We start from the raw sequence: 19,498 nt of genomic DNA on the forward strand, positions 1-19,498 counted from the left end.
TCAGAGCATCAAGGCGAGCGCCAGAAGCACGAGGATCACTGCACCGATCCCGGCCAGCGCATACGTACGCGTCGACACCTTCGGATCGACGGGTGGCTCGGGGCCACTGGTGGTGCTCAGTGCTTTTTGATCCTCGCCCACCATTTCGGTTGCTGAGGAGCCTCCCGCCGACTCTCGGGCCGGAGGCGTGCCGGTGGTGGCAACAGCCACCGGTATGTCTGCCTCCGAGTCGGACTCGGCTTCGCGCATGCGCGCGAATCCTCCGGTGAGGACATCTGTCCGGTCGTACGACGGCGGCAGGCCGATGCGCGCCTTCTTTTCTCGTGCGGGTGTGAACCCGGTGGCAAGGATCGCGGCGCCGAGGGCAGCGGTCTGCTCGGGCCCCGGGCCGACGAGGCTCCGCACCATCAGTTTCGTCGAGAGGATGTTCGCGATCTCCTGAATGTGCGACCGGTCGCGTGCGATGAGTCCGTCGCCCATGACCACGACGGCATCGAGGTTGTGGGGCATCCACCCGAATGCGCCGAGCGCCGTCGCGAGTTGTGCAGCCGGGGACGGCGCACCCTTCGCAGCGACACGGAAGGCCTTTCCCGCAGGAACACCGGAGCGAACCAGTGTGACCGTGGATCCGGCGTCGTCCACGTGATAGACGCCGATGAGAAGGCCCGGAGTTTCGGAGATTTCCGATGCGTACCACGTTGCGGCGCCCTGGGCATCGGAGACGAGGTCGACGTGTCTCAGTTCGGCGTAGTCGAGGGCGGCGCGTAGCACCGAGACCTTCGTCGGATCCCAATGCGACGGGTATGTGGCGGTGTAGCCCGGGTCGGTGTCCCTGTCCATGCCTCCGAAGGTCGGAAGCGGATGACATTCGTTGAGGAGGCAGTGAACCGCGGTCGCCATGGCATCCTCGGCGCGGTAGACACGGCCGTCGCTCGCAGCAATTCCTCCGGGGTCGCCGACGCGCGACAGGAAGCCGGAAAGGGTGCGTGCCTCGTCGATCGCTCGGGTCGAACCGCCGAGCTGGGAGTTGCCGTCGTGGTCGATGTGCAGGACGGTGTCGCGTGCGATGACAACGGGATCCGGGGTGCCGGGTTCGTTGGATGCCACCACAGCTGTGGAGACAATCCTGCCTATCCGAAGCCCTACCCCGATTGCCATTCGAACCCTCCCTGTAACGATTTGCTTACATCATGCCCCCTTGTGCTTCCGGGAGGGCGTGGCACGCCGTATGGGCCACCGTAACCCGCGCATGCCCTGAATATCCGCTTTACACTCCAGCGATGACGCAGCAGGAGGGCGCATCGGAGTCCGGGTCGTTCAAGGAGATCGTCTATCGGCGCGCGGCCCATCCGGTCGGGCTCGCTGTCGCGCTGTTCTTCTTCGCCCAGTCGATGTCGCCGTCGCTGTTGCCGCGCGTGTGGTACCTGCAGGGCGTCGCGACCGGAATATCGATCGCTACCGGATACGGAATCGGATGCCTTGTCGCGTGGATTCTGCGCAGGTGCGGTGTGCGCCCACAGTGGACCGACACGACTCGGCGTCGCGGGTGGTGGCTGCTGGCCGTCACCGCGCTGGTGGTGATCCCGACCTTCCTTGTCCTCGGGTCGTGGTGGCAGCAGGTCGTTCGGGAACTGGTCGGCCTCGAACGGCTCGAACGCCTTCTGTATCTGCCGGTTCTGCTCGTCTCACTGGCGGTGGCGCTCCTGCTGATCGCCGTGGCACGTCTCCTGAGGTTCGAGGTGGTGTGGCTGTCCGCGATCTCTGCACGATTCCTACCTGACAGTGTCGCGAAAGTTGCCGCGACCATCGTCGTCGCACTGGTGCTCGTGGTGGTGTTCGATCGCGGTGTGTATCGGGGAATCCTTTCGGTCGCGGAGACGTCTGCCGCCGCATCGGATCACGGGACGGCAGAAGGGGTGAGCCGGCCGACGGCACCCGAGCGGTCCGGCTCACCCGACTCGCTCGAAGCGTGGGACACGCTGGGACGTGAAGGCCGCACCTTCGTTTCCGGTGGTCCGACCACCGATGAGATCACCGCTGCCACCGGAGAACCCGCGTTGACGCCGATTCGTGCGTATGTGGGCAAGGAGTCGGTCGGCACCGTCGAGGAAGGCGCAGAGAAGGTGGTCGCGGAGCTGGACCGGACAGGGGCGTTCGATCGGGCGGTGCTGGCGGTGGTGACCACGACCGGACGCGGTTGGGTCAACGAGAATGTCGCAGGTGCATTGGAATTCGTGAGTGGTGGTGATTCCGCGATTGCGGCGATGCAGTATTCGTTCCTGCCGAGTCCATTGGCCTTCCTGGCCGATCGCGAAACCCCCCAGGATGCCGGGCGCGCGTTGTTCGACGCGGTGTACACGAGGTGGGAGGAACTTCCCGAGGACACACGACCGAAACTCGTGGTTTTCGGAGAGAGTCTCGGATCATACGGTGGTCAAGCGGCTTTCGCGTCCGGCGAAGCGCTCGTTGCCATGACCGACGGTGCATTGCTCGTGGGCACACCGAATTTCGCGGAGCCGTGGGGGAGGATCACCGAGGGTCGCGACGAGGGTTCCCTCGAGCGTCTGCCGATCGTCGACGGCGGGCGGAACATCCGGTTCGCGTCCGTACCGGAGGATGCCGATCTTCCGGGCGAGTGGGAGTTTCCACGTGTGGTGTTCTGGCAGCATGCGAGCGACCCGATCACGTGGTGGTCGTTCGATCTGATTCTGCACGAGCCCGATTGGTTGCGTGAGCCGCTCGGCCCCGACGTGGACCCGGGGATGCGCTGGATACCGTTCGTGACGTTCTGGCAGGTGACCTTGGACATGGTCTTTTCTGCGGACGTACCCGACGGGCACGGTCATTCGTACGGGGTGGACGCGGCCGATCTGTGGGCAGAAATTCTCGTTCCGCAGGGATGGGGCAGTGACGACACCATACGGGTGCAGAATGCGCTCTCCGGCAGGTCACAGAACTCGGAGCTTGAACCTACTGCCGAGTAGATACGTGTTACATTGCGTACTGCCGTGATGGGCGGCACACTTTTTTGACAAAACGGAGGAATCGATGGCGGGTCGTACTGTGCGATGGGGGGTGTCAGCGGGACTCGTTTCTGCGGCGATGTTGGCAGGTCTGCTGGTCGGCCCGGCGACTGCGAATGCAGAAGGAGACTTCTACCAGCCTCCGGAGGTACTGACCGGAGCACCGGGCGACCTCATTCGTACCGAGTCTTCCGATCTCGCGATCCGCGTGCCCACGCCCGACGGCGTATTCCCCGCTCAGGGAACACGGCTGCTCTACCGCAGTAACGACGCCAACGGCGACGCGAACGCAGTGAGCGGAACCTACCTCGAACCTTCCATGGCGTGGAACGGGCCGGGTGAGCGACCGCTGATCGCGCTGGCACCCGGAACACAGGGCCAGGGCGACCAGTGCGCACCGTCCAAGGCTCTCAACCACGTGGTGCAGTACACGCCGCCACTCGATCTCTTCACCGAATACGAACTGATCTCGATCAACGCGATGCTGCTGCAGGGCATCGCCGTGGTGATCACCGACTACGACGGTCTGGGCACACCCGGGCACCACACGTACGTCAACCGCGCGGCCGAAGCCCACGCGGTGCTCGATTCCGTCCGCGCCGCCCAGAATCTGCCCGAGGCCTCCATCTCGGAAGACGGCCCGGTGGGACTCTTCGGCTACTCGCAGGGTGGTGGCGCTGTATCGGCTGCGGCCGAGCTGGCACCCAGCTACGCCCCCGAACTCGATCTGAAGGGTGCATACGCTGGTGCTCCGCCGGCAGACCTGGTCGCGACGCTCGATCAGATCGACGGCACCGCCCTCACGGGCGCCATCGGTTACACCACCAACGGTCTGGTGGAGGCCTACCCGAAGCTGGCGGACGTCATCGACGCCGAGATCAACGATCGTGGTCGCGAGATGCTCGCGGCGGTAGCGAATCAGTGCTTGCCCGAGACCCTGTTCCGTTTCGGTTTCCAGCAAACCAGCGACTACACGCGCACGGGCGAACCGCTCGGCGTGGTGATCGGGCGGATCCCGGAGGTCCAGGAGGCCATCGCAGAACAGCGAATCGGCTTGCGGGCGCCCCAGATTCCGGTCCTGGTGCAGCACGGCACTCAGGACGACACCGTGCCGTACGGCCAGGGTCGGCAGATGGCGTTGGATTGGTGCGCCCAGGGCGCTACGGTGCAGTTCTCCCCGAACAACACTCCGCCGATCCTTCCCGGATTCATCGTCAACCATGCGCTGCCCATGCTCGGTGGAATGCCCGAGGCCGTGGCGTACATGAATGATCGCTTCGCAGACAATCCCGCACCGTCGAACTGCGGGGCATTCTGATCCACCGATGACGTGATGTGATGCGGCCCGCGCTCCTCGAGCGCGGGCCGTTTCGTCGCCGTTTCAGGTCGGATTCGGCGACACACCGTAGCGCCGCGCGAGGTTCTCGTACGCCGATGCTCCCGGAGCCCATTCGGAGATCCACGGACCGGTACCTTCACTTTGATCGAGCACCCCGTTCTCGAGCCACGTGTAGCGACCCTCGAGCACACCGTGGGTGAGCGCGACGTCGGCGTCGTCGGTGTTGGTCCACAACCCGTCGAAGAGTGCCTCGACACGAATGCGCGCCTGGTCGCAGAACGTATCGGCCAGCACGAAGGCATCGTCGGCGCCGGGATGCCCGTCGGCGCGTTGCCGCTCGGCACGGACGCAGCACGCCGCCATCGCGAACAGTTCGGCACCGATGTCGACTATGCGTCCCAAGAAGTTCTGTCGCTTCTCGAGCCCGGCCTGCCAGCGGGCCATCCCGTAGAACGTCGACCGTGCGAGCTTCCGAGAGGAACGTTCCACGTACCTGAGATGGGCAGCCAAAGCACCGAATTCGGCGTAGGACTTCGGGAGCTGCCCCTTGCCGGTCACCAGCTTGGGGAGCCACTTGGCGTAGAAACCACTCGCCTTCGCTGCGGCCCTCGCCTTCGCTTCGACGGAAGCCTTGGGATCGGCGAGATCACCCGCGGCCTTCAAGTGCGCATCGACCGCTTCTCGCGCGACGAGCAGCCGCATGATCTCGCTCGACCCTTCGAAGATCCTGTTGATACGCAGATCACGCACCAATTGCTCTGTCGGCACGGCACGTTCGCCGCGCGCCGCAAGCGACTGCGCGGTCTCGTATCCGCGACCACCGCGGATCTGTACGAGCTCGTCGGCGATGATGCACGCCATTTCGCTGGACCACAGTTTCGCGAGCGCGGCCTCGATGCGGATGTCGTTGCGCTTCTCGTCGCACATCTGTCCGGAGAGCTCCACGACGGACTCGAGCGCGTAGGTCGTGGCGGCGATGAACGAGATCTTCGAGGCGACCGCAGCGTGTTCTCCGACGGGCCTGCCCCATTGGACTCGCGCCGACGACCACTCCCGCGCGATCTTCAGCGACCATTTGCCCGCGCCGGAGCACATGGCGGGAATGGCGAGACGCCCGGCGTTGAGTGTGGTCAGTGCGATCTTGAGCCCATCTCCTTCGCGCCCGATGAGGTTTCGCGCGGGGACCCGCACCTTGTGCATGCGTGTGACGCCGTTCTCGATGCCTTTCAACCCCATGAACGTGTTGCGGTGCTCCACTGTGATGCCCGGAGAATCTGCTTCGACGACGAACGCCGAGATCCCGCCCCGATGTGCCTTGTCACTGTGGCCGTCGATGCGGGGAACGCGTGCCATCACGACGAGCAGTTCGGCGACGACCCCGTTGGTGGTCCACAGTTTGACCCCGTCGAGCTCGTACGCGTCGCCGTCGTCGATCGGCGTTGCCGTCGATGCGAGTCGTGCGGGGTCGGAACCGACGTCGGGTTCGGTGAGCAGGAACGCCGAGATGGCGCCCTTCGCACATCGGGGGAGGTACTCGCGCTTCTGTTCGTCGGTCCCTGCGAGCATGAGCGGTTCGGGTACACCGATCGACTGATGGGCCGACAGTAGGGCGCCGATGCTCGGGTGCACGCTCGCCACCAGCGTCAATGCGCGGTTGTAGGCCACCTGGGAGAGCCCGAGTCCGCCGTACTCGGGCTTGATCTTCATGCCGAAGCACCCGAGGGCGGCGAGTCCGGCGACGTACTCGGAGGGGATCGCCGCGTCGCGTTCGATGACGCTGCCGTCGATGGTTCGGCACAGGTTCCGAAGCTTCGTCAAGAACTCTTCGGTGCGCGCGTCCTCATCGGGGGTGGGACGTGGGAACGGGTGGACGAGATCGAGGGTGAGCCGGCCGAGGAACAACTCTTTCGCGAACGAGGGCTTGTCCCAGTCGGTTTCGCGTGATTCTTCGGCGACTGCGCGTGCTTGTTCTTCGGTGACGTGTGCGGATCCGGTCATGATGCGCCTCCATCAGAGAGTGTCTACCCGCGAGTATCCGCCCTTCTGTGGTACTGGACACACCATTCGATGGATTCGATACCGACCGGTAACCCCGGCCGACCCGAACGTCCGGGGGACAGCCGAGGCCTCGCCATCGGCGACCGGTGACTCAGGCGCCCGCGGGCTCGTCGTCGCTGGGCACTGCCTGCACGCGCGGCGCCTCTGCCGCGACCGGCGGGAACGACGGGCGACGGGTGCGGTAGAACACGACACCACCGAGGACGACGGCGCCGAGAACGCTGGTGATGATCAGAGCTTTCCGTCCGCCACGCGACTTCGGGGCGCTCTTCTGCACAGCGGCCTTCTCGGCCCGAGCCTTCTCCGTGGCGGCCTTGATCAGCGGCGATACCTCTTCGCGCGCGCGCCGCGCGTGAGCGGCGAGTTCCTTGGATGCGTCGACACTCTTGCGAGCGACGACGAGACCGGCTGCCGCAGAGCCCTGAGCCAGTGCCACAGCACCGTCACCCGCGACACGGAGCGCACCACCGAGGTTGGTGGTGTCGTCGATCGGACGTACGAGGTTGCGGACGGACTCAGGAAGGGCGCTTTTCGAAACGGACTCGCTCACACTCGTCATGGCTCCACATTGCCACACCGGCCCATCCTCCCGGCAGAAGCGCGGGACGCGCATCACAGTAGGAAGGAGTGCCGCGCCGAACAACACAGGGATGGCAACATGGGGGTGTGACTTCACCCAAGCAGACAGCAACCGCCACGCTCCACACCAACCGTGGAGACATCGTCATCTCCCTGTTCGGTAACCACGCGCCGAAGACGGTCGAGAACTTCGTCGGCCTCGCCGACGGCTCGAAGGAGTACAAGACCCAGAACGCGAAGGGCGAGGCCACCGGCCCGTTCTACGACGGCGCGATCTTCCACCGCATCATCGACGGCTTCATGATCCAGGGCGGCGACCCGACCGGAACCGGTCGCGGTGGCCCGGGCTACCAGTTCGGCGACGAGTTCCATCCGGAACTGCAGTTCGACGGTCCGTATCTCCTCGCGATGGCGAACGCAGGCCCGGGTACCAACGGCTCGCAGTTCTTCATCACGCTCGGCGCGACCCCGCACCTGAACCGTCGCCACACCATCTTCGGCGAGGTCGTCGATGCGGAGTCGAAGAAGGTCGTCGACGCCATCGGCGGCACCGCAACCGATCGCGGCGACCGCCCGACCGACGACATCGTGATCAACAGCATCACCATCGCCTGAGCCAGAAATACCGTCTGAACAGTCTGAGAGAGAACACATGACGAACCCCGGCTGGGGCGAGGCGGCCGAGGGGGGCGGCCCCGCGTCCCAGCCGCGGTGCGTCCGCCACCCCGACCGCCCCACACTGCTCGCGTGCACGCGGTGCGGCCGCCCTTTCTGCCCAGACTGCCTGCGCCCCGCATCGGTGGGGCATCAGTGCGTCGAGTGTGTCGCGACTGCGCAACGCTCCGCACCGCAGGCCCGCACCGTCGCCGGTGCGCCCGTACGCACCGACCGGCCGACCCCGCTGGTCACCTACATCCTCATCGCGCTCAACGTCGCGATCTTCGGGATCACCGCCGCGCAGTCCGGCAGCGTGATGAACAACGAGCAGTCGTCACGCCTGTTCCTCGACTGGGCGCTGTGGCCGCCCATGATCGCTGCCGACGGCGACTACATCCGGGTGCTCGGCAGCGGCTTCCTGCACTACGGCCTGATACACCTCGCGGTCAACATGTTCGCGCTGTGGATCATCGGCCGCGACACCGAGTTGGTGCTCGGCCGGGCCCGCTATCTCGCGGTGTATGCGGTGTCGATCGTCGGCGGTTCCGCCGCCGTGATGTTCCTGCAGCCCGATGCGGTCACCGTCGGAGCGTCGGGCGCCGTCTTCGGTCTGCTCGGCGCGCAGGCCGTCATCCTGCTGCGGTTGCGTCGTAGCCCCGCGCCCGTCCTCGCCGTGGTCGCGCTCAACGTCTTCATCAGCATCACCATCCCCGGCATCTCCCTGTGGGGACACCTCGGCGGGCTGGTCGCGGGTGCCGCGTCGACGGCCGCCCTGCTCTACGCGCCGCAGTATCTCGGCGCAGGCACCGACCGGAACAAGATCGTCCGCACGGGATGGATCGCGCTCGGCGCAACGGCGGTGGTGTGGCTCGTACTGGTGGTGCTCGCCGTGCTACGCCTGCGCTCTCAGTTGGGTGTGTGATCGGGCGCCAGACCATGCACCGCGAGTGCGTCGTACACGTCGCGCGGATCGGTGCCGAGATCCCAGCGGCCGAAGATCATCAGTCGTTCGTCGCCGGTATCCGGATTGATCGTGTCGATTTCGAGCATCGGAACCCGCCGCCCGAGGCGCGGGTATTCGACGATGCGCACCCGGTGCAACTGCGTGCGCGGGTATTCGCGACGACCGGTGAGCCGGGTGGTCGCGATTCCGGATGCCGATCCGTCGGCGTCGCCGAGTACTGCGAGGCGAGGACGTTGACGGGAAGCCGACAATGCCATCGAAAGAACGAGTAGCGCAGCGAATCCGATCAGGACCCGGCCCACCGCGTCGGGAACCGCGAACACCGCGGCCACCGCAAGGACGACTCCGCCGACCGCGAGAGCCGCGATCGCGGCGGGCGGCGTCGCCCATTCGAGTGAAGATCGCTCGGTCATGCCGCTACTTCCGCACAGTTGTGCACAGGTTTCTCCACAGGTGGGGATGAATCACACGTGTGTAATCCGCTGCGCAGGAGTCCGTCACCGCCACTTCATCGTCATGATCAGACCAGCCACCATGAAGCCGAATCCGATGAGGAAGTTGTACGCACCGAGGCTGTTCATGAAGGGAATCTGCTCTGCGGCGAGGTAGTACACGATCAGCCACAGCAAGCCGATGATCATCAGGCCGAGCATCACGGCGACGAAGATGCTGCCCGATGGCGCGGCCTTCACCTTCACCGGTGTGCGGCTGACCGACCTTTCGACCGCGTCGTCCTTCTTCTTCCTGACCTTCGACTTGGGCATGGTGTCCTCGCTTGTACGACTCCGCCTCCTGCAGGCCGGCAGAGTAGGTTGGGCATCTACCTGTGCTGTACACGCTAACGCAGTGGCCGAAATGGAGGTTCGACGTGTCGGACGGTCGGCTGCGCGCTCTGGTCTGGGGCTCTGCGACCCTCGTCGTGTGTCTGGTGGCGGGGCTGCTGCTCGGCACCACCCGTGGGGTCTCCGACGGCACCGAACTACGCGCGAGTGATTCGCAGCGCCTGTCCGACCTCGTGCGCGTGGCGCAGACCGAAGCGGACGACCTCGCCGCCACCCGCGACACGCTGGCCACGCAGGTCGCGCAGATTCAGAGTGGTGCCGCCACCGACGACGACGAGGTCGCCGCCGTGCTCGAGCAGCTCGCTGCGCTCGAAGATCCGGCGGGCCTGACCGAACGACAGGGTGCCGGCGTCACCGTCACGTTGACCGATGCACCGCGCAACGCCGACGGCCGGTATCCGGCCGACGCCTCGCCCGACGACCTCGTCGTGCACCAGCAGGATGTACAGAGCGTGCTCAACGCGATGTGGGCGGGTGGCGCCGAAGCCATCTCGATGCAGGACCAGCGGATCGTCGCGACGTCGGCACCCCGCTGTATCGGCAACACCCTGTTACTGCACGGCCGCACCTATTCGCCGCCGTACGTCATCACGGCGCTGGGAGATCCGGCAAAGATCGCGACGTCACTCGACGCCGAACCCGGAGTGCGTATCTACAAGCAGTACTCCACGCGCTACGGTCTGGGATTCACGCAGCACGCCGGTTCCGAGCTCACCGTCCCCGCCTACACCGGTGGAGCCTCGGCACGGTAACCCGGTGAGTACTCTTCTCACCATGCGCATTCTCGTCGTCGACAACTACGACAGCTTCGTGTTCAACCTCGTGCAGTACCTCGGTCAGCTCGGGACCCGGGCAGAAGTGTGGCGCAACGACAACGAGAGGCTGACAGCGCCCGGTGCACTCGAGACGATCGTCGAGGAATTCGACGGCATCCTGCTCAGTCCCGGCCCCGGCACCCCCGAACGCGCAGGTGTCAGCATCGATCTCGTCAAGGCTTGCGCCGCCTCACGCACACCGTTGCTCGGCGTGTGTCTCGGCCACCAGTCGATCGGTGTCGCATTCGGTGGAACCGTCGATCGTGCCCCGGAACTCCGGCACGGCAAGACCAGCCTCGTGCACCACGACGGCACCGGAGTCCTTGCCGGTCTACCCGACCCGTTCACCGCGACCCGCTATCACTCACTGACCGTGCTCCCGGAGACGATGCCCGACGAACTCGTCGCCACCGGACAGACCGACAGCGGTGTGATCATGGCGCTGCGGCACGCGGAACTTCCTATCCACGGTGTGCAGTTCCATCCCGAATCGGTGCTCACCCAGAGCGGTCATCGCATGCTGGCGAACTGGCTCGCGGTGTGCGGCCGGGCGCCGGAGGAAACGCTCGTCGCTCAGCTCGAAGCCGACATGGCCCGGGCGCTCGACGGCGGCGCCGCCTGACGTCGCCGCGACCAAGCCTCGGTTTCCATAAGACGAAGGAGCTCGGCCCCATGATGGGTCCGAGCTCCTTCGTGTAGCGAGATGACTCTACCGGATTCCCAGGACTCCGACGCCGACACTCACGGTGTCGGACTTGGAGATCTCCGAACCGGGCGGCTGCTGCTGGGTGATGATCGTGCCCACGAGACCGGCATCGAGCGTGGCCTCACGGGTCTGCACGAGCTGAGCAGCCGAGCCTGTCCAGCCGGCCGCACGCAGCGCCGACAGGGCCTGCGACACCGAGCGATTGGTCAGCACGGGCATTTCGATCCGGTCGCCGTTGGACACCTGGATCGTGACGGTGCCGCCCTGATCGGTCGTGGCGCCGCCGGCCGGGCTCGTGGACACCACGGTGCCTGCCGCCTCGCTCGACTCGACCTGTTCGACGACGACCTCGAATCCTGCGCCCTCGATGTTGCCGCGGGCAATTTCCTGAGCCTGGCCGACGACGTTCGGCACACGAACCTGTTCCGGTCCGGAGCCGAGCGTGATGGTCACGGCAGAGGCACGATCGATGTTCGCGCCGGCCGACGGGTTCTGATCGACGACGGTGTCGATCTCGTCTTCGTCGGACGGTGCTCGCAGCACGTTCGGGTCGAGGAGCAGACCGACCGAGTCGAGTTGCTGGGCCGCCTTCTCCTGCGAGAGTCCGTCGAGCCGCGGGATCTGCACCTGTTCGGGCCCGCTCGACACCTCGAGGGTGACCGTCGAGCCTTCGTCGGCCTGGCTACCCGGCACCGGTCGTGTGTTGACCACGTTGCCCTCGGCCACCACCGAGTCGGGTTTCTCCTGGAGAGACACCCGGAATCCACTCTCCTGGAGCTGACTCTCGGCCTCGCTCGCCGCGAGGTTACGGACGTCGGGAACGGCCACCTGCGCCGTGGTGGAACCCGGCCCCAACGACCACAGGAACACGCCGACGATGCCCACGACGATCACAGCCGCAAGCCCGAACAGAACCTTGCGTAGCACCGAGCCGCCGCCGCCTTCGTCGACGGTACTGCCCGCACCGCCGGTTGCGGCAGCGGGCCGGTAGTGCCGGCCCGTGTTCTGATCGACCGAGTCGATCAGGGTGGTGCGGTCTTCGTCGGACATGACCATCGGTGCGCTGGGGCGCTGCCCGCTGAGGACCCGGATCAGGTCGCTGCGCATCTCCGCCGCGGACTGGTACCGGTTGGCGGGGTTCTTCGCCATTGCCTTCAGGATCACCGAATCCAGTTCGGCAGGAACCTGCTGATTCACCGACGACGGCAACGGCGGGTCTTCGCGAACATGCTGGTAGGCAACCGCAACCGGTGAATCACCCTTGAACGGGGGCTCGCCGGTCATGATTTCGAACAGCACGCAGCCCACCGAGTACACATCGGAGCGCGCATCCACCTGCTCGCCTCGCGCCTGCTCGGGCGACAGGTACTGCGCGGTGCCGATCACAGCGGCGGTCTGGGTCATCGGGCTCGCCGCGTCGGCGATCGCGCGGGCGATGCCGAAGTCCATGACCTTGACCGCGCCGGCCTTGTTGATCATGACGTTGGCGGGTTTGACGTCGCGGTGCACGATGCCGTTGCGGTGACTGAAGTCGAGCGCCGCGCACACGTCGGCGATGACCTCCATCGCTCGCTTCGGCGGCATCGGTCCCTCGCCGCGCACGATGTCGCGCAACGTGTCGCCCTCGACACACTCCATGACGATGTACGGAATCGGTCCGGCTTCCGTTTCGGCTTCACCGGTGTCGTACACGGCGACGATCGCCGGGTGGTTCAGTGCTGCCGCGTTCTGGGCCTCGCGACGGAACCTCAGGTAGAACGTAGGATCCCGCGCGAGGTCGGCGCGCAGAACCTTGATCGCCACGTCACGGCCGAGCCTCAGATCCCGTGCTAGATGCACCTCGGACATGCCACCGAAGCCGAGGATCTCACCCAGCTCGTAGCGTGAGGAGAGCTTGCGCGGTGTGGTCATGACGTTCCTTGGTTGTCCGTCGGTGCGTTGTTCGTACCGTTGCTGGCTGAGGGGTCTTCGCCTCCCGTACCTCCGTCGCCGTCTTCGCCACCTGAAGCGTCGCCCGGAGGCTCCTCCCCTTCGACGGGTTGCGTCGTGGTGGCGGTCGTGGTTGTGGGTGTCGCGGTGGTCGTGGTGGGAGCCTGTGTCGTGGTCGGCGTCGGAACCTCGACCGTGGTGGTCGGTTCGACCGTCGGAACCTCGACCGTGGTCGTCGGCTCGAACGTCGGCGGTTCCGTCGGGACCGGGAGCGGAGCTGTCCACTCCGACGTCGTCGTGGACTGCGGTGGACGTGTCGTCGTGGTGGGCTGCTGCGTCGTCGTGGTGATCTGCGTGGTCGGCGACGGCCCGGTGTCAGGATCGTCCTCGTCATTGCTGGTCAGGACGATGAACAGGGTGACGACTGCAAGCAGGATCGCGACGCCCGCGGCCCAGGCGAGGGCCGTGGGGCTCGGCGTCTTCCGGCCGCCGTCGCCTCCACCCGCGGGGGCAACTGCGCCCGCAGCACCGTAGGGCGGCGGGCCGGACATCGGTGGTTGAGACGCCCCGGTGTACGGCCCCTGCGTGTATGCGGTGGGCGCGTACTGCTGCGTCTGTTGAGTCTGCGGCTTCCCCGACTGCATCGGCACCGTCGTGGTCGCTCCCGGTACGCCGGGAGGCAGCACCCGGGTCGCGCTCGTCACCGGCGGCACATTGCCGGGTGGAGGAGCAGGCCGGCCCGACCGCACGGCCGACACGGCATCGGCGAACTCGCCGCCACTCGAGTACCGGTACTTCGGGTCCTTCGTCATCGCGATGTCGATGAGGTCGTGGACCTCGGGGGGGAGGTCGGCGGGCAGCGGTGCAGGAGTCTCCTGCACATGTTTCATTGCGACCGTGACGACGCTTTCCCCGAGGAAGGGCCGTCGACCGGACAACACCTCGTATCCGACGGCACCGAGCGAATACACGTCGCTCGCCGAGGTCGCTTCCTGGCCGAGTGCCTGCTCCGGCGCGATGTACTGCGCTGTGCCCATGACCATGCCGGTGCGCGTGACCGGTGACGCATCCACGGCCTTCGCGATGCCGAAGTCGGTGATCTTCACCTGACCGGTCGGGGTGATCATGATGTTGCCGGGCTTGACGTCGCGGTGCACGACACCTGCGTTGTGCGCCGCCTGGAGCGCGCGGCCCGTCTGCTCGAGCATGTCGAGGGCCTGTGGCAACGACAACCGGCCCACACGCGAGAGAACCGCGTTGAGCGGTTCGCCGTGCACGAGCTCCATCACGAGGTAGGCGACGGACTGCCCTTCCTCGTCGGTCGTCTCGCCGTAGTCGAACACCCCGGCGATGCCAGGGTGGTTGAGTTGCGCCGTGGTGCGCGCCTCGAACCGGAAACGGGTCAGGAAGTCCTGGTCGTGGGACAGCTCAGCTTTCAGTACCTTGACCGCGACACGACGGTCGAGCCGTGTGTCGAGACCTTCCCAGACCTGCCCCATACCACCGGTGGCGATGAGCCGCGTGAGGTGATAGCGGTCGGCGACCATGGCACCGCTGTACAAAGCCATGTCAGCCTCCCTGTATTCCGGCCGAGATCACGGCCCGTCCGATAGGTGCAGCCACCGAGCCGCCCGTCGCGGCGAGGGAGCGGTCGCCGCCGTTCTCCACGATCACTGCCACCGCCACCGTGGGCTGTTGTGCGGGCGCGAACCCGATATACAGCGTGTGGGGCGGGGTGTTGCGCGGGTCGCTGCCGTGCTCGGCGGTGCCGGTCTTCGACGCGATCTGAACACCGGGGATTGCACCCTGTCCACCCGACCATTCTTCGGAGCCGATCATCAGATCGGTCAGTGTTGCCGCGACCGACGGGTCGATGGCCTGCCCGAGGGATTCGGGCTTGGTTTCCTCGAGGAGCGCCAGATCAGGCCCCTCGAGACGTTCGACGAGGTACGGCTTCATGCGCACACCGCCGTTGGCGACGGTCGCGGCGATGATCGCGTTCTCGAGTGGAGTCAACGCAACGTCGCGCTGACCGATGGTGGACTGTCCGAGCGCGGCGCCGTCCGGGATCGGCCCGACGGTGCTCTCCGCGACCGGAAGGGGGATGTCCATGGTCTCTCCGACACCGAGCGCCTCCGCCTGATCGATGAGAGCCTCACGACCCGTGTCGATGCCCATCTCGACGAACGCGGTGTTGCACGAGCGTGCGAATGCCTCGCGCAGGGTCACTGTGGGTGCGCCGCCGCATGCAGCGCCGCCGTAGTTTTCCAGCGTCGTCGTCGTGTCGGGGAGTGTGATGTTCGGGGCAGCGGTGAACTGGTCGTCGGGGGTGACGCCGGCGTCGAGCGCCGCGGCGGTCGTGACCACCTTGAACGTCGACCCAGGCGGGTAGGTTTGGGAGATTGCCCGATTGAGCATCGGCTTGTCCGGGTCGGCGTTCAGCTCGTCCCATGCCGCCGACGTCGCCGCGCCGTCGTGGCCCGACAACCGGTTCGGGTCGTAGCTCGGCGTGCTCACCATCGTGAGGATCCGGCCAGTCGCCGGTTCGATGGCCACTACCGACCCAGTGTACCCCTTGGAGGTCAGTTCGTCGTACGCGACCTGCTGCATGGCCGGATCGATCGTCGAGACCACATTGCCGCCGCGCGGGTTGCGCCCCGACACGAGGTCGAACAAGCGGCGTCCGAAGAGCAGGTTGTCGGAGCCGTTGAGCAGTTCGTCCTCGCTGCGTTCGAGGCCGGTGCTGCCGTACTGCATCGAGTAGAACCCGGTGACCGGCGCGTAGGCGAGCGGACTCATCGGCTGCGCGGGCGTCGCGGGGTACTGACGCAGGTACTTGTAGCGGCTGTCGGTGGGAATCGACACGGCCAGCGCTTGCCCGGCCGCCGAGATCTGGCCGCGCTGACGCGAATACTCGTCGATGAGCACGCGCGAGTTGCGCGGGTCGGTGCGCAGGTCGTCTGCCTTGATGACCTGGACGTACGTGGCGTTGGCAAGCAGCGCGACGACCATGAACATCACGGCCATCGCGACCTTGCGGAGCGGAGTGTTCATTCGCGCCCCATCATTTCCGTTTGCGCTTCCGCGATGGGAGTCACCGGTTTCTTCCGCGGCTGCGCGGGTTCGCGCGCGGCATGCGAGATCTTCATGAGCAGAGCGAGCAGCAGGTAGTTCGCGAGCAGTGACGACCCGCCATACGAGACGAACGGTGTGGTCAGGCCCGTGAGAGGAATCAGTTTCGTGACACCACCGACGACGACGAACAATTGGACAGCGAGCGTGAACGACAGACCGGCGGCGAGCAGTTTGCCGAAGCTGTCGCGCACCGCGAGGGCGGTGCGTAATCCGCGGATGACGAGGATCAGGAACAGTAGCAGGATCGCGGCGAGCCCGATCAGGCCCAGCTCCTCACCGATCGTGGCGATGATGAAGTCGGTCTTCGCGAACGGTACCTGCGCCGGCCGTCCGCTACCGAGGCCGGTGCCCGCGACACCACCGGTGGCAAGGCCGAACAGCGACTGCGAAATCTGATAGCCCGTGTTGCTGTAGTCGGCGAGCGGGTCGGCCCACGTCTGGACACGAACCCGGACGTGACCGAACATCTGGTACGCGAACACGAAGCCGACGGCGAGCAGGGAGAACCCGATGACCAGCCACCCCACCCGTTCCGTCGCGATGTAGAGCATCACGAGGACGGTGGTGAACAGCAGCAGCGATGTACCGAGGTCCTTCTCGAACACCATGACGCCGATGGAGATGACCCACGCGGCGAGGATGGGGCCGAGGTCGCGTGCGCGGGGGAAGTCCATGCCGAGGAAATGCTTGCCTGCCGTGGTGAACAGGTCGCGCTTCGCCACGAGCACGGACGCGAAGAAGATGATGAGCAGGATCTTGGCGAACTCACCCGGCTGGATGCTGAAACCGGGGAGCTTGATCCAGATTTTCGCACCGTTGACCTCGGAGAACTGCGATGGCAGCAACGCCGGGATGGCGAGCGCGATCAACCCGATCAGTCCGAGGGTGTAGCTGAAGCGGGCAAGCAGTCGGTAGTCGTGCAGGAAGACGAGGACAGCGATGAACAAGGCGATGCCGAACGCAGTCCACAGGATCTGCTGGTTGGCGTCGGGTGACGGTGCCGACAGACCCATATAGCGGGCGTTCTCCTGGTCGGCGAGGTCGAGCCGATGGATCAGCACGAGGCCGAGGCCGTTGAGCAACGCGACGATCGGCAGCAGCAGCGGGTCGGCGTACTTGGCGTACCTCCTCACCGCCAGATGCGCGACGAGGAACAGCCCGGCGTACGCCAGCCCGTACTTCGCGAGGTCCATCGTGAGCGCCTGCTCGAGCGAGGCCTCGACGAGCATCATCGACACCGTCGTGATGCCGATCGCGACGAGCAGCAGTCCCAGTTCGGTGTTGCGCTTCGTGGATTGAGCAGGGGCCGGAGCGAAACCACCGGGGGGACTCGGAAAAGCCCCCGCGCCATGGGTCACCGACATCAGGCGCCCACCCTGCAGTTCTGGCCGGGGACCTGGGGTACGGGCGCCGGCTCCGGTGCCGCAATCGTTTCGGGTTCACCGTCTCTGGGCGCGGGCTCATTCGGCGCGGGCTCATTCGGCGCGGGTGGCTCCGAGCCAGGTTCGGCGGGCGGAGCAGGAACTTCACCGGGCACCGGTTCGCCGGGCGCAGGCGGTGGAGGCGCAGGCGTGGTAGGCGGCGCCGGTTCAGGCTCCTCCACCTTGCACACCGGAAGCAGGTCCTGGACGGCGAGGCGTTCCATCTGCACGCTCGCCTCGTCGAGCGACCCGGACGGAAGCCCGGCACGAACCTGTTCGCGTGCGGCGGGCTGAAGGTCGTCGACCATCATCACGCGGCACTGGGCGTCGCCCGGATCGACGAGGGTGAGCTCGCCGTCGTCGGCGACACATCCGATGCGTGCCGGTTCCTGTAGCGAGTAGCCGAACACGTTGCCGGGGAGTCCGCGCAGCACCGTGACACGGGCGTCGTCGGCACTGACGTAGTAGTTGTTCTGGATCATCTGCCTGCCGAAGAATCCACCGGTGGCGATCAGGCCGAGCACGACGATCGCGATCAGCGGCGCCCACCAGCGGCTACGACGCTTCTTGGGTTCTTCGGGGGCCTTGTTGATGACGCGTTTAGGGGTGGCGCGGGGCGGTCGCATCGCGGCGGCGCGACCGGCGGCGGTGTTCGGGCGCGGAGCATCGTCGTCGTCTTCACCGGACGCTGCTCCGGCGACGATCGGGTTGCTCTGCCCGTAATCGAGGTCGATGACGTCGGCGACGACCACGGTGATGTTGTCGGGGCCGCCGCTGCGCAACGCAAGCTCGATGAGCCGGTCGGCGCACTCGTCGTGGCCGCCCTCGCCCAAGGTGTTGGCGATCGTCTCGTCGCTCACCACATCGGACAGGCCGTCGGAACAGATCAGGTAGCGATCCCCGGCGCGCGCTTCACGCACCGTCAGCGTCGGCTCCACCTCGGCGCCGGTGAGCGCACGCATGATCAGCGAACGCTGCGGATGCGTGTGGGCCTGTTCCGCGGTGATGCGGCCTTCGTCGACGAGAGACTGCACGAACGTGTCGTCGCGGGTGATCTGGGTGAGCTGGTTATCGCGCAGCAGGTAGGCACGCGAGTCGCCGATATGGGCCAAACCCAGCTTGCTTCCGGCGAAGAGGATGGCCGTGAGGGTGGTGCCCATGCCGTCGAGTTCGGGTTCTTCCTCGACCTGATCGGCGATCGCGGCATTACCTTCACGCACCGCGTCGTCGAGTTTGCCGAGGAGGTCTCCACCCGGCTCGTCGTCGTCGAGATGCGCGAGCGCGGCGATCATCAGTTGCGAGGCGACCTCGCCGGCGGCGTGGCCACCCATCCCGTCGGCCAGGGCAAGCAATCTCGCACCGGCGTAGACGGAGTCTTCGTTGTTGGAGCGAACGAGGCCGCGGTCGCTGCGGGCGGCATAGCGCAGTACAAGTGTCACGGGCGGAGCTCGATCACAGTCTTACCCACGCGCACGGGAGTGCCCAGGGGTACACGGACAGCGGTGGTGACTTTCGCTCGGTCCAAGTACGTTCCGTTCGTCGAGCCGAGGTCTTCGACATACCAGTCGGAGCCGCGCGGAGACAGCCGCGCGTGCCGAGTGGACGCGTAGTCATCGGTGAGTACGAGCGTCGAATCGTCGGCCCGACCGATCATCACCGGTTGCGTGCTGAGGGTGATCCGGGTGCCTGCGAGTGCGCCCTGGGTCACGACCAGATACTTCGCGGTCTTGTTGCGGCCGAGCGACGGTAATACCGACTGCTTGGGGGAGTAACGCGGTAGTGGTCGCGCGGAACCGGCGTAGATGTCGGAGCGCAATGCACGCAGCACTGCCCAGACGAACAGCCACAACAGCAGAAGGAAACCTGCCCGGCTCAGCTGCAGAATCAGCCCCTGCACGGCATGTCCTCCTTCGGCATGTGCGACCGGTTCGCGGTCGTCCGGTTCGGTGCGGTCACTCACAATACGGACATGGACCGACTCCATGCAGAATCAGATCCGCAGCTCGCGCGTCGGACGAGTTCTGCGGATC

General features: G+C 66.1%; 17 protein-coding genes. 6 read left to right on the forward strand and 11 right to left on the reverse strand.

Annotated features, from left to right (window positions below):
- Complete coding sequence (locus ACFWCF_RS04295) at positions 1-1,158, reverse strand: hypothetical protein (protein WP_378489673.1); 1,158 nt, start codon at positions 1,156-1,158, stop codon at positions 1-3.
- 122 nt (positions 1,159-1,280) lie between these two features.
- On the opposite strand from ACFWCF_RS04295, the gene ACFWCF_RS04300 reads away from it, so the two are divergent.
- Entirely contained in the window at positions 1,281-2,984 is a 1,704-nt protein-coding gene (locus ACFWCF_RS04300; protein WP_378557563.1) for an alpha/beta hydrolase, read from the forward strand.
- A gap of 64 nt (positions 2,985-3,048) precedes the next feature.
- Positions 3,049-4,341 (forward strand): lipase family protein, encoded by a 1,293-nt coding sequence (locus ACFWCF_RS04305; RefSeq protein ID WP_378489675.1) that lies wholly within the window; start codon positions 3,049-3,051, stop codon positions 4,339-4,341.
- Positions 4,342-4,404: 63 nt separating this feature from the next.
- Here the strand turns inward: ACFWCF_RS04305 and ACFWCF_RS04310 are convergent, their stop codons facing one another.
- Together ACFWCF_RS04310 and ACFWCF_RS04315 are read right to left on the reverse strand one after the other, a co-directional pair.
- Complete coding sequence (locus ACFWCF_RS04310) at positions 4,405-6,360, reverse strand: acyl-CoA dehydrogenase family protein (RefSeq protein WP_378557566.1); 1,956 nt, start codon at positions 6,358-6,360, stop codon at positions 4,405-4,407.
- Positions 6,361-6,511: 151 nt separating this feature from the next.
- Positions 6,512-6,970, reverse strand: a complete 459-nt coding sequence (locus tag ACFWCF_RS04315) for a hypothetical protein (protein WP_378557569.1) — start codon at positions 6,968-6,970, stop codon at positions 6,512-6,514.
- Between the two features lie 116 nt (positions 6,971-7,086).
- Here ACFWCF_RS04315 and ACFWCF_RS04320 point away from each other — a divergent pair, with 116 nt between their 5' ends.
- A complete protein-coding gene (locus ACFWCF_RS04320) occupies positions 7,087-7,614 on the forward strand; it encodes a peptidylprolyl isomerase (protein WP_378489678.1) in 528 nt (175 codons plus the stop codon).
- 37 nt (positions 7,615-7,651) lie between these two features.
- A complete protein-coding gene (locus ACFWCF_RS04325) occupies positions 7,652-8,578 on the forward strand; it encodes a rhomboid family intramembrane serine protease (protein ID WP_378557572.1) in 927 nt (308 codons plus the stop codon).
- Here ACFWCF_RS04325 and ACFWCF_RS04330 read toward each other — a convergent pair.
- Positions 8,563-9,033, reverse strand: coding sequence for a PH domain-containing protein (locus ACFWCF_RS04330; protein WP_378557575.1), 471 nt, complete (start codon positions 9,031-9,033; stop codon positions 8,563-8,565). The two genes, ACFWCF_RS04325 and ACFWCF_RS04330, sit on opposite strands and share 16 nt — an antisense overlap.
- An 84-nt stretch (positions 9,034-9,117) precedes the next feature.
- Positions 9,118-9,384 (reverse strand): cell division protein CrgA, encoded by a 267-nt coding sequence (gene crgA / locus ACFWCF_RS04335; RefSeq protein WP_378557578.1) that lies wholly within the window; start codon positions 9,382-9,384, stop codon positions 9,118-9,120.
- Between the two features lie 104 nt (positions 9,385-9,488).
- Here crgA and ACFWCF_RS04340 point away from each other — a divergent pair, with 104 nt between their 5' ends.
- Complete coding sequence (locus ACFWCF_RS04340; protein ID WP_378557581.1) at positions 9,489-10,214, forward strand: DUF881 domain-containing protein; 726 nt, start codon at positions 9,489-9,491, stop codon at positions 10,212-10,214.
- Positions 10,215-10,236: 22 nt separating this feature from the next.
- Positions 10,237-10,899 (forward strand): aminodeoxychorismate/anthranilate synthase component II, encoded by a 663-nt coding sequence (locus ACFWCF_RS04345; protein ID WP_378557733.1) that lies wholly within the window; start codon positions 10,237-10,239, stop codon positions 10,897-10,899.
- Positions 10,900-10,986: 87 nt separating this feature from the next.
- Here the strand turns inward: ACFWCF_RS04345 and pknB are convergent, their stop codons facing one another.
- From pknB to ACFWCF_RS04375, 6 genes are read right to left on the reverse strand one after another with little or no spacing between them, the layout of a single operon-like run.
- A complete protein-coding gene (gene pknB / locus ACFWCF_RS04350; protein ID WP_378557585.1) occupies positions 10,987-12,894 on the reverse strand; it encodes a Stk1 family PASTA domain-containing Ser/Thr kinase in 1,908 nt (635 codons plus the stop codon).
- Positions 12,891-14,480, reverse strand: a complete 1,590-nt coding sequence (locus ACFWCF_RS04355; protein ID WP_378557588.1) for a serine/threonine-protein kinase — start codon at positions 14,478-14,480, stop codon at positions 12,891-12,893. The genes pknB and ACFWCF_RS04355 overlap by 4 nt, the downstream gene beginning before the upstream one ends.
- 1 nt (position 14,481) lies before the next feature.
- Complete coding sequence (locus ACFWCF_RS04360; RefSeq protein WP_378557591.1) at positions 14,482-15,966, reverse strand: peptidoglycan D,D-transpeptidase FtsI family protein; 1,485 nt, start codon at positions 15,964-15,966, stop codon at positions 14,482-14,484.
- On the reverse strand, positions 15,963-17,411 hold the full coding sequence (locus tag ACFWCF_RS04365; RefSeq protein WP_378557594.1) for an FtsW/RodA/SpoVE family cell cycle protein: 1,449 nt from the start codon (positions 17,409-17,411) through the stop codon (positions 15,963-15,965). Before ACFWCF_RS04365 ends, ACFWCF_RS04360 begins: the two co-directional genes overlap by 4 nt.
- A complete protein-coding gene (locus tag ACFWCF_RS04370; protein WP_378557597.1) occupies positions 17,411-18,907 on the reverse strand; it encodes a PP2C family protein-serine/threonine phosphatase in 1,497 nt (498 codons plus the stop codon). Before ACFWCF_RS04370 ends, ACFWCF_RS04365 begins: the two co-directional genes overlap by 1 nt.
- Entirely contained in the window at positions 18,904-19,365 is a 462-nt protein-coding gene (locus tag ACFWCF_RS04375; RefSeq protein ID WP_054713680.1) for an FHA domain-containing protein, read from the reverse strand. Before ACFWCF_RS04375 ends, ACFWCF_RS04370 begins: the two co-directional genes overlap by 4 nt.
- Positions 19,366-19,498 lie beyond the last annotated feature (133 nt).

It is taken from the genome of Rhodococcus sp. NPDC060090 (assembly GCF_042729855.1).
GTDB lineage: Bacteria > Actinomycetota > Actinomycetes > Mycobacteriales > Mycobacteriaceae > Rhodococcus.